The organism is Streptomyces sp. NPDC031479, assembly GCF_055581065.1.
In genome coordinates this window covers 18,397-31,900 of sequence record NZ_JBVIKC010000020.1, presented here as the reverse complement: position 1 = coordinate 31,900, position 13,504 = coordinate 18,397, and the positions used below count along the sequence as shown (strand labels likewise).

Sequence of the window (13,504 nt, the reverse complement as noted above, 5' to 3'; positions counted from 1 at the left end):
CATGGGTACGCGCCTGTCACGCCAGTGAATTCCGTCCCATTCCTCAGCTCGGCTCGTACGCCCCCCAGACCTCCCGCAGCACCCCGCACACCTCCCCCACCGTGGCCCGCGCCCGCAGCGCCTCCTTCATCGGGGGGAGCACGTTCTCCCCGGTCCCGGCCGCCGCCCGCCGCAGCGCGGCCAACGCCCGGTCCACCGCAGCTCCGTCGCGCCCGGCCCGCAGCCGCGCGAGCGCCGCGCACTGGCGGGCCTCGATCGCCGGGTCCACCCGCAGCGGCTCGTAGGGCTCCTCCCGGTCGAGGGCGAACCGGTTGACCCCGACGACCACCCGGTCCCCGGCCTCCTGCTCCCGCACGATCCGGTACGCGTTGGCCTCGATCTCCCCCTTCTGGAAGCCGGCCTCGATCGCCGCGACCGCCCCGCCCAGCTCCTCGACCCTGCGCATCAGGGCGAGCGCGGCCGCCTCCACCTCGTCCGTCATCCGCTCGACCGCGTACGAACCGGCGAAGGGGTCGGCGGTGTGCGGGACGTCGGTCTCGTACGCGAGCACCTGCTGGGTGCGCAGCGCGAGGCGGGCCGACTTCTCCGTGGGCAGGGCGATGGCCTCGTCGAAGGAGTTGGTGTGCAGCGACTGCGTGCCCCCCAGTACGGCGGCCAGCGCCTGCACGGCCACCCGTACGAGGTTCAGCTCCGGCTGCTGCGCCGTCAGCTGGACCCCGGCGGTCTGGGTGTGGAAGCGCAGCATCAGCGACTTGGGATCGCGCGCCCCGAACTCCTCGCGCATCAGCCGGGCCCAGATCCGCCGGGCCGCCCGGAACTTCGCGACCTCCTCCAGCAGGGTGGTGCGGGCGACGAAGAAGAACGACAGCCGGGGCGCGAACGCGTCGACCTCCATGCCGGCCGCCAGCGCGGCGCGGACGTACGCGACGGCGTCGGCGAGGGTGAAGGCGATCTCCTGTACGGGCGAGGCCCCGGCCTCGGCCATGTGGTAGCCGGAGACGGAGATGGTGTTCCACTTCGGGATCTCGGCGCGGCAGTAGCGGAAGGTGTCGGCGGTCAGCCGCAGGGAGGGGCCGGGCGGGAAGATGTACGTCCCGCGCGCGATGTACTCCTTCAGGATGTCGTTCTGTACGGTGCCCGTCAGCAGTGCGGGATCGATGCCCCGCTCCTCGGCGACGAGCTGGTACATGAGCAGCAGCAGGGCGGCCGGGGCGTTGATGGTCATCGAGGTGGAGACCCGGTCGAGGGGGATCCCCTCGAAGAGCGTGCGCATGTCCTCGACCGAGTCGACGGCCACCCCGACCTTGCCGACCTCCCCGCGGGCGAGCGGGGCGTCGGAGTCGTGCCCCATCTGGGTGGGCAGGTCGAAGGCCACGGACAGCCCGGTCCCGCCGCCCTCGATGAGCTGCCGGTAGCGGGCGTTGGACTCGGCGGCCGTGCCGAACCCGGCGTACTGGCGCATCGTCCAGGGGCGCCCGGTGTACATGGTGGGGTGGATCCCCCGGGTGTACGGGTACGCCCCGGGCTCCCCCAGGCTCACCGCCGGGTCCCAGCCCGTCAGGTCCTCGGGCCCGTAGACCGGTTCGATCGGTACGCCGCTCTCGCTGCGTGGTGCGGGACGGACCATGACGCGATTCCTCCGTGTCCGTGCTGCCGGCCGGCCGGGGGCTGGTACAACCGTGCCCGCGGCGGCCGCTGGTCACAATGGGGCAACAACGGGTGAACGTCCGCAACTGTCCACGCCCACGAAGCATCACCTAGATACACGACGTCGAAAACGGGGGACCGCGATGCACCACCGGAGAGTCATGATCCGTACGCTCGGCCTGGCCGCGGCCGTCGCGCTGGCAGCGACCGGCTGCGGCCCCCAGAAGTCCGACGCCGGGCCGGCGTCGCCGTCCTCGCCGGTGGCGGGGAGTTCACCCGCGGTCTCCCCCTCCACGCCGGACGACGGCAAGGCGGGTGCGTCCTCGCCCGCGGCGTCGCCGTCGCAGTCGCAGTCGCCCTCCCCGTCGGCCTCCGCGCCGTCCTCCTCCCCCGGCGTGAAGCCGATCATGGCGAACGGGGACGAGAGCGAGCAGATCCGCGACCTCCAGGCCCGGCTGCGCCAGCTCAAGCTGGTCTCGACGGCCCCCACCGGGTTCTACGGCTCCAAGACGACCGCCGCGGTCAAGACCTTCCAGTCCCAGCACGGGCTCGCCGCCACCGGTTCGGTGGACGAGGCCACCTGGCAGAAGGTCCAGGGCCTCACCAAGAAGCCGACGGAGGACGAGCTGCGCCCGCCGACCACCAACGAGGTCGACGCCCCGGACGCGCGCTGCATGCACGGCCGGGTCATGTGCATCAGCAAGGAGAGCCGGACCCTCGCCTGGATGATCGACGGCAAGGTGGTCTCCACCATGGACGTGCGCTTCGGTTCGGAGAACACCCCGACCCGCGAGGGCGAGTTCCAGGTGGGGTGGAAGGCCAAGGAGTGGACGTCGACGATCTACCACACGTCGATGCCGTACTCGATGTTCTTCAGCGAGGGCCAGGCGGTGCACTACTCGTCGGACTTCGCGGCCCGCGGCTACGCCGGTGCCTCGCACGGCTGCGTGAACGTCCGGGACAAGGCCAAGCTGTCGGCGCTGTTCGACCAGGTGAAGGTGGGCGACAAGGTCGTCGTCTACTGGTGAACCCGGTAGCGGATTGAGGGCGCGGGCAGGGCCGGGGGAACGTGCCCCGCCCGCGCCGGTTGCGCAGAGCCCAGGGGTACGGGGGGAACCCCGGCTCATGCGCGGCCGATGACCAGTCGGCTCAATATGTACTGCGCCGGGGGTGCGAAAAGTGTTACTGCCCTGTGTGCGGGGCGGTGCCCCAACGTTTCGGCAGCCGGAGCGGCCCCCCGTTCCGGGCCGGAAACTACGGCGATTTTCGGCCAAGCGGTAGCACGAGGCCGCGGCCGAACGGGTGGGGAACCGACGGGTCCGCCGGGATCAGCGGGTGCGGGTCAGCCGGTACGGGTCAGCAGGCGCGGATCAGCGGGTGCTGATCAGCGGGTCCGGAAGCCCAGCGCGCCGCCGGCTTTCGGGGTCTGCGTCGGGAGCAGGGCGCTGCCCGGGTCGACGGCGCCGCTCTGCGGCAGGCCGTCGCGGGCCCCGTCCAGCAGGGCCTCGCAGAAGCGCGCGATCTTCGCCGGGGCGCCGGCGAGCCTGGAGAGGCGCTCGCGGCGGTCGTCGTCCATCCGGCCCGAGCGGTAGGCCTGGCACAGGTCGGCCGGCTTGACCTGGGTGTCCGGCTCTCGGTCCTTGCCGAGGGTCTGCCGGTCGGTGACCTTGTCGCGACCGCCGTCCGTACCGGTCCCCGGGCCGGATCCCGCACCCGTGCCCGCGGTGCCGGGCGGCAGCGACAGACTGCCCGAGGGGGCGCCGGGGATCGTACGGGTCTCCGTACCGGGCATCCGGGAGGCGCCCGGGCCGGCGGACGGCACGCCCTCGCCGCTGCGCAGCGGGGTGGGGCGCGGCTGGGGGACGAGGTGGGGGCCGGTGGTGTCCGCGGCGGGCGCCGGATCGGGATCGGCGCTGATGGAGACGGCGGGTGCGGGGCCCGCGGTGTGATGCGTCACACGGTCCAGCAGGCCGCCGGCCGCGGCGGCGGCGATCCCGCCGACGGCGACGCCGGCCAGCGCGGCGGCCAGCCCGAAGCGCACGGGGGCTCCGCCGCGCCGCTGCGCGGGGATCCGTACGCGGGGTACCGGGGCCAGGTCGACCAGCGGTTCGCAGTCGTCCGCCGCGCCCCGCGCGCCGGGCCGGACGGCCTCGGGCGCCGCTGCGCGCGCGGCCAGGAAGGCGGCCACGGCGGCGGCCTCGCCGGGCAGCTCGCCCGCACCGGGGCGGGAGGGGGTCAGGGCGTCGAGGGCGGCGCGCAGCCGGGCGGCCTCGGCCCTGGCGCGCGGGTCGGCGCCGGAGGCGACGGGGCCGGTCCCCGGGCACAGCAGCTCGTCCGCCGCGGCCTTGTCCAGCCACGCGTTGTGCTCGTCGGCCATCACATGTCCTTCTGCGTCCGCCAACGTGAATGCGTCACACCGGTTGGTTCCGCCAGGCCCGCACTCCGCGCGCGCTGCGCGGGCACGGCGTCGAGGTCGCCCTCCCGGGCCTGGTCACCGGCATTATGGCCGACCCGCCGGACGGGATCCGCGCCGCGTTCCGCTTCCCCGTCCACGGGGCCCGCGGACCCGAACTCGGCGGTCAGCAGTTCGGCGAGCTTCTTGAGCCCCCGGTGCGCGGCCGTACGGACGGCGCCGGGCCGCTTGCCGAGGGTCTCGGCCGCGCTCTTCGCGTCCAGGCCGACGACCACGCGCAGGACGACGGCCTCCGCCTGGTCCTGCGGGAGCTGCGCGATCAGGGCCATGGTGCGGCCGGTGGACAGGGCCTCCATCGCCTCGCCGGCCGTGTCGCAGTCGGCGGCGCGTCCGCTGAGCTCGGTCTCGTCGCCGCCGATGGCGGGGCGCCGGCCGCGCATGCGGATGTGGTCGAGGGCCCGGTTGCGGGCGATGCGGGCGGCCCAGCCGCGGAAGCGGTCGGCGTCACCGGTGAAGGAGTCGAGGTCGCGGGCGATCTGCAGCCAGGCCTCGGAGGTCACGTCCTCGGCGTCGCCGTCACCGACGAGCGTGCGCACGTATCCGAGCAGGCGTGGGTGCACGGCGCGGTACACAGTCCGGAACGCGCTTTCGTCGCCGTCCTGTGCCGCGAGCACCGCGGCGGTCAGCTCCGCGTCGTCCCCCAGCAAAGTCCCCAACCCGTTCGACGTCCTGTACGTGTGGCGCAAATCCGCACGTTACGGCTTTCACGCACCTCTCGTCCACGAGTTGTACAACCAGCAACCAACCCTGCGCGGAGCGGGGTGTGACACAAAACGCACTCCGGGCGCTGACAGGGGTACGGGCTTGTCGCACGAGTCCGTGACGGATGGCGACCGGGGCCTCTCCTGTGGGGGGTGGCGGCCTCGGTCGCCCTCCCCTGCCTCCGGCCTGTTCACACCCCTGCCGGTGTCATCCTTTCGGCTCACTTACGGGTGAAATCCCCCTATCGGCGGGACACTCCCCCTCAGAGATCGCTAGCGTGGCGGCACACCCACGCCACGCCCCGAGGAGAACTCCGCTGTCCAGCCACCTTCCGGCACAGGTCCGCGGCCCGGTCTCCGCCCCCGGCACCGGGCTGACGCACTTCAACTCGCTGCCCCCCGGCACCGCCCGGACGGCCCTGACCCACTGCTGCGGCAGCCCGCGGTGGGCGCAGCGGGTGGCCGCCCACCGCCCGTACCCGGACACCGCGTCGCTGCTGGCGGCGGCCGACGAGGCCTCGTACGACATGTCCCAGGGCGACCTGACGGAGGCACTGGCGCGGGAGTCCTCGGCCGAGCTGGGCCACGGGGCCCCGTACGCGGCGCTCCTCGCGCTCGACGCGGCGCGGGCGCAGTACGAGCGGACCTTCGGCCACGCCTTCGTGATCTGCCTGGACGGGCACCCGCCGGAGGAGCGGGTGGACCAGCTGCTGGCCGCGATCCGCCGCAGGCTCGCCCACGAGGTGGACGAGGAACGCTCCATCGCGGCGGACGAGCTGCGGATGGTCGCCCAGTCCCGGCTGACCCGGCTGCTGGCCCGGCTGGCGGGCCCTGCCGGGCAGGACCCCGACGATGGGCTGTCCGAGGCTGATTTCGGGCTATTCGCCCCTGTGGGATAGCCCGTCCGTGCCTGTTTGATCACACCGATGGACCCGGCGCAAGGGAACCGACAAAGCGTCGCTACGATGTCCGGGGCCGGTGGACCGTACCCGGCCGGGCCCGACCGACAAAGAAGCCGGCTGGCCCCCGCCCCGCTTCCGGAGGGTTTTCCGTGCCGGCTGGAACGTTGTACCGCGGCCGGGAAGGAATGTGGTCCTGGGTGGCTCATCGAGTCACCGGCGTCCTCATTTTCTTCTTCCTGTTCGTACACGTCCTCGACACCGCTCTCGTCCGCGTCTCCCCTGAGGCGTACGACGATGTCGTGGCTACCTACAAGACTCCGATCGTCGCAGTGCTGGAGTACGGCCTCGTCGCCGCAATCCTGTTCCACGCGCTCAACGGTCTCCGTGTCATCGCTGTGGACTTCTGGTCCAAGGGACCGCGCTACCAGAAGCAGATGCTCTGGTCCGTCGTCACCGTCTGGATCATCCTGATGATCGGGGCCATCTACCCCGTCCTCGGCCACGCCTACCGCGTTCTGTTCGGGGAGTGACACGCATGTCTTCTGACACTTCTTCCGCCCGGGCGATCGGTGACGTCGAGGGCGTCTCCCTCTACGACGTCGAGAACCCGGCGCCGTACATCGAGGCCCCGCGCAAGCGGACCGGCAAGACGCCCCGTTCGACCCGCGGCAACTTCGAGATGGCCGCGTGGCTCTTCATGCGCCTCTCGGGCATCGTCCTGGTCGTCCTGGTCATCGGCCACCTGCTCATCCAGCTGGTGCTGGACGGCGGCGTCTCCAAGGTCGGCTTCGCCTTCGTCGCCGGCCGCTGGGCATCCCCGTTCTGGCAGGTCTGGGACCTGCTGATGCTGTGGCTGGCCATGCTGCACGGCGCCAACGGTCTGCGTACCGTCATCAACGACTACGCGGAGCGCGCCAACACGCGGCTGTGGCTGAAGGGCCTGCTCTACACCGCCACGGTGTTCACCATCCTTCTGGGCACGCTGGTGATCTTCACCTTCGACCCGAACATCCGCTAGGCAACGGGGCTGAGGCGAATCCCATGAAGATCCACAAGTACGACACCGTCATCGTCGGCGCCGGTGGCGCGGGCATGCGCGCCGCCATCGAGGCGACGAAGCGCAGCCGCACCGCCGTGCTGACGAAGCTGTACCCCACCCGCTCCCACACGGGCGCCGCGCAGGGCGGCATGGCCGCCGCGCTGGCCAACGTGGAGGACGACAACTGGGAGTGGCACACCTTCGACACGGTCAAGGGCGGTGACTACCTGGTCGACCAGGACGCCGCCGAGATCCTGGCGAAGGAGGCCATCGACGCGGTCCTCGACCTCGAGAAGATGGGCCTGCCGTTCAACCGCACCCCGGACGGCACCATCGACCAGCGCCGCTTCGGCGGCCACTCCCGCAACCACGGTGAGGCGCCGGTCCGCCGGTCCTGCTACGCCGCGGACCGCACGGGCCACATGATCCTCCAGACGCTGTACCAGAACTGCGTCAAGGAGGGCGTGGAGTTCTTCAACGAGTTCTACGTCCTGGACCAGCTGCTGGTCGAGGTCGACGGCGTGCAGAAGTCCGCCGGTGTGGTCGCCTACGAGCTGGCCACCGGCGAGATCCACATCTTCCAGGCGAAGGCCGTCATCTACGCCTCCGGCGGCACCGGCAAGTTCTTCAAGGTGACCTCCAACGCGCACACCCTCACGGGTGACGGCCAGGCGGCCTGCTACCGCCGCGGCCTGCCGCTGGAGGACATGGAGTTCTTCCAGTTCCACCCGACGGGCATCTGGCGCATGGGCATCCTGCTGACGGAGGGCGCCCGCGGTGAGGGCGGCATCCTCCGCAACAAGGACGGCGAGCGCTTCATGGAGAAGTACGCGCCGGTCATGAAGGACCTCGCGTCCCGTGACGTCGTCTCGCGCTCCATCTACACGGAGATCCGCGAGGGCCGCGGCTGCGGTCCCGCCGGCGACCACGTGTACCTGGACCTGACGCACCTCCCGCCGGAGCAGCTGGACGCGAAGCTCCCGGACATCACGGAGTTCGCGCGCACCTACCTGGGCATCGAGCCGTACACGGACCCGATCCCGATCCAGCCCACCGCGCACTACGCCATGGGCGGCATCCCGACCAACGTCGAGGGTGAGGTCCTGGCGGACAACACCACCGTCGTCCCCGGCCTGTACGCGGCCGGCGAGGTCGCGTGCGTGTCGGTGCACGGCGCCAACCGCCTGGGCACCAACTCGCTGCTGGACATCAACGTCTTCGGCAAGCGGTCCGGCATCGCGGCGGCGAAGTACTCGGCCGAGAACGACTACGTCGAGCTGCCGGAGAACCCGGCGCAGCAGGTCGCCGACCTGGTCGAGCACCTGCGCAACTCCACGGGCAAGGAGCGGGTCGCCGACCTGCGCCTGGAGCTCCAGGAGACGATGGACGCGTGCGTGATGGTGTTCCGTACGGAGCAGACCATCAAGACCGCGGTCGAGAAGATCGCGGAGCTGCGCGAGCGCTACAAGAACGTGTCCGTCCAGGACAAGGGCAAGCGCTTCAACACGGACCTGCTGGAGGCCATCGAGCTGGGCAACCTGCTCGACCTGGCCGAGGTCATGGCCGTGTCCGCCCTGGCGCGCAAGGAGTCCCGCGGCGGTCACTACCGCGAGGACTACCCGAACCGCGACGACGTCAACTTCATGCGCCACACCATGGCGTACCGCGAGGTCGGCGCCGACGGCAAGGACTCCGTCCGTCTTGACTACAAGCCCGTCGTCGTCACCCGCTACCAGCCGATGGAGCGTAAGTACTGATGGCCACCCCCACCCTGGACAAGATGGAGGCGGCGGCCGCCGCCTCGCCGTTCATCACGGTCACGTTCCGGATCCGCCGGTTCAACCCGGAGGTCTCGGACGAGTCGACCTGGCAGGACTTCCAGGTCGAGATCGACCCGAAGGAGCGCGTGCTCGACGGTCTCCACAAGATCAAGTGGGACCTCGACGGCACGCTGACCTTCCGCCGCTCCTGCGCGCACGGCATCTGCGGCTCCGACGCGATGCGGATCAACGGCAAGAACAGGCTCGCCTGCAAGACGCTGATCAAGGACATCAACCCGGAGAAGCCGATCACCGTCGAGGCCATCAAGGGCCTCACGGTGATGAAGGACCTCGTGGTCGACATGGAGCCCTTCTTCCAGGCGTACCGCGACGTCATGCCGTTCCTGGTCACCAAGGGCAACGAGCCGACGCGTGAGCGCCTGCAGTCCGCCGAGGACCGCGAGCGCTTCGACGACACCACCAAGTGCATCCTGTGCGCCGCGTGCACGTCCTCGTGCCCGGTGTTCTGGAACGACGGCCAGTACTTCGGCCCGGCGGCGATCGTCAACGCCCACCGCTTCATCTTCGACTCGCGCGACGAGGCCGGCGAGCAGCGGCTGGAGATCCTGAACGACAAGGACGGCGTGTGGCGCTGCCGCACGACCTTCAACTGCACCGACGCGTGCCCGCGTGGCATCGAGGTCACGAAGGCCATCCAGGAAGTCAAGCGCGCACTCATCACGCGCCGCTTCTGACCTTCCCGGTCGCAGCCCGACGTACGAGGCCCCGCTCCCCGGCACATGTGCCGGGGAGCGGGGCCTCGTCGCGTCCGCTCACTCCCTGGGGTGAAGGGGCGGGCAGAAGAACCTTTCATCGGACGAGCACCCCCACGGACGGCGGTATGGCCACCGCCGTCGCTTGAACCGGAGCGCCGTCCGCACCCACACTGAGAGAAGGAGGTGCTTTCCATGTCCGCTCTCGCCCACGAGGAGCCGTGCGACCCAGGTCTGGACGCCACCCGTGTCCCCCTCGTCGCCGAGGTCGTCTCCCCCGGTAAGGAGGCACACCGCCGCGACCACATCCGCAAGCACCGCTGGTACGCCCGGGCCGGGATCCCCGTCTACGTCGTCATCGACGACTTCGACGACCAGGGCACGGTGACCGTGTTCAGCGGACCGGACCCGGAGAGGGCCGTGTACGCCACGAAGACCACCGTCCCGTACGGGACCCCTGTCGTCGTCCCCGACGGGCCGGCCAAGGGACTGGAGATCACCGAGACCCTGACGCGCCCCTAGTCACGGACCCAGGGGCCGCTCAGGGGCGGTTCAGGGAGGGGCCCGATGGTCCGGCGATCTTCTCCCGTACAGAGTTGCGGACATGACGAACCCCGCGGACTCCCGCTCCCTCAAGGCCCGTTGGACCGGACTCGCCGCCGCCGGTGCGGCTCTCGTGGCGGTCTGCGCCACCGCTCTGCCGGCCTCCGCCGCCACCACCGGAACGCAGCCGTCCCCGGTGAGCTCCACCCTGTACGGACCGGCGCCGGTCGATCGTCAGGCCCTGGCGGGGCTGATGGCGCCGGACGACGTGGCGAACGGGACCATGGTCCGGATCACCGGGCCGGGCGTGCACCTGACCGAGACGACCGGGCAGCTCTCGCGGGACCCGGCCGCGAACTTCCGCATCGGCAGCATCACGAAGCTGTTCACCTCCACGGTGGTCCTCCAGCTCGTGGGCGAAGGCCGGTTCGCGATGGACACCCCGGTCCAGGAGATCCTCCCCGGAACCCTCCCCGCCGGGTGGGCGCCGATCACCGTGCGCCAGCTGCTGAGCCACACCAGCGGCCTCGGAAAGCCGTGCGTGGCCCCCGCGAACCCCGGCTCGCCCACCCCGGCCGCCGTGGTCGCGGCCCTCACCGACCCGAAGTGCCCCGCCGCCCAGTCCCCCGTCACCGTCCAGCAGTACAACGGCCTGAACTACTTCCTGCTCGGCCTGGTCGTCGAGAAGACCACAGGCCACCCGTACGCCGAAGAGGTGCACCGCCGCATCGCCCGACCGCTCGGGCTGCGCCACACCTACCTTCCCCGGGCCGGCGACACCTCGATCCCCGCGCCCTCGCTGGCCGCGCCCGTCGCCGACGACCCCTGGGCCTGGGCCGAGGGCGGCATGATCTCGAACGCCCCGGACCTGGAGCGCTTCCTGCGGGCCCTGCTGGGTGGCCGGCTGCTGGCCCCCGCACAGCAGGCGGAGTTGTTCCGGATGCCGGCCCTCTCGGCGACCGCGGACGTTCCGTTCAGCATGGGCGGCCTGGCGCGGGGCGAACTGGATGACGGCACGCCCGTCTGGGGCAAGACCGGCTCCAAGGTCCCCAACGTCAACGGCCTGTTCGGCACCCAGGACGGCAAGCGCGTCCTGGTCTACTCGTACACGGCGGTCGGCGACGACGCGGGCAAGCAGCGCAAGCGGGCCGAGGACCTCGTCGAAGCCGCGTTCTGATCGGTGGCGCGGGCCACCCGCCCCCCCCTGGAGCGCCCGGCGGAGATCACGGTGTTGCCGCCGGGCTTCCGGCCCGGTCAGGCGCCGACGTAGGTCGCGAGGTGTTCGGCCGTGAGGGTGGAGCGGGCGGACACGAGGTCGGCGGGGGTGCCCTCGAAGACGACCGTGCCGCCGTCGTGGCCGGCGCCGGGGCCGAGGTCGATGATCCAGTCGGCGTGCGCCATGACCGCCTGGTGGTGCTCCACGACGATGACCGACTTGCCGGAGTCGACCAGCCGGTCGAGCAGGCCGAGCAGTTGCTCGACGTCGGCGAGGTGCAGGCCGGCGGTCGGCTCGTCGAGGACGTAGACCCCGCCCTTCTCCCCCATGTGCGTGGCCAGCTTCAGCCGCTGCCGCTCGCCGCCGGACAGCGTGGTGAGCGGCTGGCCGAGGCTGAGGTAGCCGAGGCCGACGTCGGCGAGCCGGGTGAGGATGCGGTGCGCCGCCGGGGTACGGGCCTCGCCGTCGCCGAAGAACTCCTCGGCCTCGGTGACCGACATCGCCAGCACCTCGCTGATGTCGCGCCCCCCGAAGCGGTGTTCCAGCACCGAGGCGTGGAACCGCTTGCCGTCGCACTCCTCGCAGGGGGCCGCGACGCCGGCCATCATCGCCAGGTCGGTGTAGACGACCCCGGCGCCGTTGCAGGTGGGGCAGGCGCCCTCGGAGTTGGCGCTGAACAGCGCCGGCTTCACGCCGTTGGCCTTGGCGAAGGCCTTGCGGATCGGGTCGAGGAGCCCCGTGTACGTCGCCGGGTTGCTGCGGCGGGAGCCGCGGATCGCGCCCTGGTCGATCGAGACCACCCCCTGGCCGGCGGCCGCGGAACCGGCGGTCAGCGACCCGTGCACGAGCGAGCTCTTGCCGGAGCCGGCGACCCCGGTGACGACGGTGAGCACCCCGAGGGGCACGTCGACGTCGACGTCCCGCAGGTTGTTCGTGCTCGCGCCGCGGATCTCCAGCGCCCCGGTGGGCGTGCGGACCTCCGCCTTGACCTTGGCCCGGTCGTCGAAGTGGCGGCCGGTGACGGTACCCGCGGCCCGCAGCCCCTCGACGGTGCCCTCGAAGCAGACGGTGCCGCCGCCCGAGCCCGCGCCCGGGCCGAGGTCGACGACGTGGTCGGCGATCGCGATGACCTCCGGCTTGTGCTCCACGACGAGGACGGTGTTGCCCTTGTCCCGCAGGCGCAGCAGCAGGCCGTTCATCCGCTGGATGTCGTGGGGGTGCAGGCCCGTGGTGGGCTCGTCGAAGACATAGGTGGTGTCGGTGAGCGAGGAGCCGAGGTGGCGGATCATCTTGACGCGCTGCGCCTCGCCGCCCGAGAGCGTGCCCGCGGGCCGGGCGAGCGAGAGGTAGCCCAGCCCGATCTCCACGAACGAGTCGAGGGTCTGGCGCAGTGTGGTCAGGAGCGGGGCCACCGAGGGTCCGTCGACGGCGCCGACCCATGCGGCGAGGTCGCTGATCTGCATCGCGCAGGCGTCGGCGATGGAGATTCCCCCGATCTTCGAGGACCGGGCGCCCTCGCTGAGCCGGGTGCCGTCGCACTCGGGACAGACGGTGAAGGCGACCGCCCGCTCCACGAAGGCCCGGATGTGCGGCTGGAGGGCGTCGACGTCCTTCGCCAGCATCGACTTGCGGAGCTTGGGGATGAGGCCCTCGTAGGTCAGGTTGATCCCGTCGACCTTGATCTTGGTCGGCTCCTTGTGGAGCAGGTCCTGCAGCTCCCGCTTGGTGTACTCGCGGATCGGCTTGTCCGGGTCGAAGAAGCCGCAGCCCGCGAAGATGCGGCCGTACCAGCCGTCCATGCTGTAGCCGGGGATGGTGAGCGCGCCCTCGTTCAGGGACTTGGTGTCGTCGTAGAGCGCGGTGAGGTCGATGTCGCTGACGGAGCCGCGGCCCTCGCAGCGCGGGCACATGCCGCCGGTGATGCTGAAGCTGCGGCGCTCCTTGACGGTCCGTCCCGCGCGCTCCACGGTGACCGCGCCCGCGCCGCTGATCGAGGCGACGTTGAAGGAGAAGGCCTTGGGCGAGCCGATGTGCGGCTGTCCGAGGCGGCTGAAGAGGATGCGGAGCATGGCGTTGGCGTCGGTGGCGGTGCCGACCGTGGAGCGGGGGTCGGCGCCCATCCGCTGCTGGTCGACGATGATCGCGGTCGTCAGCCCGTCGAGGACGTCGACCTCGGGACGGGCCAGGGTGGGCATGAAGCCCTGGACGAAGGCGCTGTAGGTCTCGTTGATCAGCCGCTGCGACTCGGCGGCGATGGTGCCGAAGACCAGGGAGCTCTTGCCGGAGCCGGAGACACCGGTGAACACCGTCAGGCGGCGCTTGGGGAGCTCGACGCTGACGTCCTTGAGGTTGTTCACGCGTGCGCCGTGCACCCGGATCAGATCGTGACTGTCCGCCGCGTGCGGCGCCGGCGCCGGCGTGCCCGTCCTCGTGGCCCTGCTCATCGTGTG

Annotated in this window: 12 protein-coding genes; 8 read left to right on the top strand and 4 right to left on the bottom strand. The window is 71.3% G+C overall.

Annotated features, from left to right (window positions below):
- Positions 1–43: 43 nt before the first annotated feature.
- A complete protein-coding gene (locus tag ACZ5D2_RS22340) occupies positions 44–1,627 on the bottom strand; it encodes an acyl-CoA mutase large subunit family protein (RefSeq protein WP_371677024.1) in 1,584 nt (527 codons plus the stop codon).
- A 181-nt stretch (positions 1,628–1,808) separates the two neighbouring features.
- On the opposite strand from ACZ5D2_RS22340, the gene ACZ5D2_RS22335 reads away from it, so the two are divergent.
- A complete protein-coding gene (locus ACZ5D2_RS22335; protein ID WP_371677025.1) occupies positions 1,809–2,675 on the top strand; it encodes a L,D-transpeptidase family protein in 867 nt (288 codons plus the stop codon).
- 356 nt (positions 2,676–3,031) lie between these two features.
- On the opposite strand, the gene ACZ5D2_RS22330 is transcribed toward ACZ5D2_RS22335, so the two are convergent.
- Both ACZ5D2_RS22330 and ACZ5D2_RS22325 read right to left on the bottom strand, forming a co-directional pair.
- Positions 3,032–4,024: a hypothetical protein gene (locus tag ACZ5D2_RS22330; protein ID WP_371677026.1), complete on the bottom strand. Its 993-nt coding sequence runs from the start codon at positions 4,022–4,024 to the stop codon at positions 3,032–3,034.
- Complete coding sequence (locus ACZ5D2_RS22325) at positions 4,024–4,767, bottom strand: RNA polymerase sigma factor (RefSeq protein ID WP_371681180.1); 744 nt, start codon at positions 4,765–4,767, stop codon at positions 4,024–4,026. The genes ACZ5D2_RS22330 and ACZ5D2_RS22325 overlap by 1 nt, the downstream gene beginning before the upstream one ends.
- Before the next feature lie 332 nt (positions 4,768–5,099).
- Between ACZ5D2_RS22325 and ACZ5D2_RS22320 the strand changes: the two genes are divergently transcribed.
- The 7 genes from ACZ5D2_RS22320 to ACZ5D2_RS22290 all read left to right on the top strand — a co-directional run bounded on the left by ACZ5D2_RS22320 (position 5,100) and on the right by ACZ5D2_RS22290 (position 11,015).
- The gene (locus tag ACZ5D2_RS22320; protein WP_371677027.1) at positions 5,100–5,720 is read left to right on the top strand and encodes a 2-oxo-4-hydroxy-4-carboxy-5-ureidoimidazoline decarboxylase; all 621 of its coding nucleotides are present in this window, start codon (positions 5,100–5,102) and stop codon (positions 5,718–5,720) included.
- Positions 5,721–5,872: 152 nt separating this feature from the next.
- Positions 5,873–6,253 carry a succinate dehydrogenase, cytochrome b556 subunit gene (sdhC, locus tag ACZ5D2_RS22315; RefSeq protein WP_371677028.1) on the top strand — a complete coding sequence of 127 codons (381 nt, stop codon included), beginning with the start codon at positions 5,873–5,875 and terminating at the stop codon, positions 6,251–6,253.
- A gap of 5 nt (positions 6,254–6,258) precedes the next feature.
- Positions 6,259–6,741 (top strand): succinate dehydrogenase hydrophobic membrane anchor subunit, encoded by a 483-nt coding sequence (locus ACZ5D2_RS22310; RefSeq protein WP_266841297.1) that lies wholly within the window; start codon positions 6,259–6,261, stop codon positions 6,739–6,741.
- A 23-nt stretch (positions 6,742–6,764) separates the two neighbouring features.
- Positions 6,765–8,519: a succinate dehydrogenase flavoprotein subunit gene (gene sdhA, locus ACZ5D2_RS22305; RefSeq protein ID WP_371677029.1), complete on the top strand. Its 1,755-nt coding sequence runs from the start codon at positions 6,765–6,767 to the stop codon at positions 8,517–8,519.
- On the top strand, positions 8,519–9,277 hold the full coding sequence (locus ACZ5D2_RS22300) for a succinate dehydrogenase iron-sulfur subunit (RefSeq protein ID WP_356215010.1): 759 nt from the start codon (positions 8,519–8,521) through the stop codon (positions 9,275–9,277). The genes sdhA and ACZ5D2_RS22300 overlap by 1 nt, the downstream gene beginning before the upstream one ends.
- A gap of 213 nt (positions 9,278–9,490) precedes the next feature.
- A complete protein-coding gene (locus tag ACZ5D2_RS22295) occupies positions 9,491–9,817 on the top strand; it encodes a Uma2 family endonuclease (protein WP_371677030.1) in 327 nt (108 codons plus the stop codon).
- An 82-nt stretch (positions 9,818–9,899) separates the two neighbouring features.
- Positions 9,900–11,015, top strand: a complete 1,116-nt coding sequence (locus tag ACZ5D2_RS22290; RefSeq protein ID WP_371677031.1) for a serine hydrolase domain-containing protein — start codon at positions 9,900–9,902, stop codon at positions 11,013–11,015.
- Positions 11,016–11,092: 77 nt separating this feature from the next.
- Here the strand turns inward: ACZ5D2_RS22290 and ACZ5D2_RS22285 are convergent, their stop codons facing one another.
- Positions 11,093–13,498, bottom strand: coding sequence for an ATP-binding cassette domain-containing protein (locus tag ACZ5D2_RS22285; protein ID WP_371677032.1), 2,406 nt, complete (start codon positions 13,496–13,498; stop codon positions 11,093–11,095).
- Positions 13,499–13,504 lie beyond the last annotated feature (6 nt).

Coding starts and splice junctions, on each gene's coding strand:
- ACZ5D2_RS22340 (WP_371677024.1), bottom strand. CDS start 1,627: ATGGTCCGTCCCGCACCACGCAGCGAGAGCGGCGTACCGATCGAACCG.
- ACZ5D2_RS22335 (WP_371677025.1), top strand. CDS start 1,809: ATGATCCGTACGCTCGGCCTGGCCGCGGCCGTCGCGCTGGCAGCGACC.
- ACZ5D2_RS22330 (WP_371677026.1), bottom strand. CDS start 4,024: ATGGCCGACGAGCACAACGCGTGGCTGGACAAGGCCGCGGCGGACGAG.
- ACZ5D2_RS22310 (WP_266841297.1), top strand. CDS start 6,259: ATGTCTTCTGACACTTCTTCCGCCCGGGCGATCGGTGACGTCGAGGGC.
- sdhA (WP_371677029.1), top strand. CDS start 6,765: ATGAAGATCCACAAGTACGACACCGTCATCGTCGGCGCCGGTGGCGCG.
- ACZ5D2_RS22300 (WP_356215010.1), top strand. CDS start 8,519: ATGGCCACCCCCACCCTGGACAAGATGGAGGCGGCGGCCGCCGCCTCG.
- ACZ5D2_RS22295 (WP_371677030.1), top strand. CDS start 9,491: ATGTCCGCTCTCGCCCACGAGGAGCCGTGCGACCCAGGTCTGGACGCC.
- ACZ5D2_RS22290 (WP_371677031.1), top strand. CDS start 9,900: ATGACGAACCCCGCGGACTCCCGCTCCCTCAAGGCCCGTTGGACCGGA.
- ACZ5D2_RS22285 (WP_371677032.1), bottom strand. CDS start 13,498: ATGAGCAGGGCCACGAGGACGGGCACGCCGGCGCCGGCGCCGCACGCG.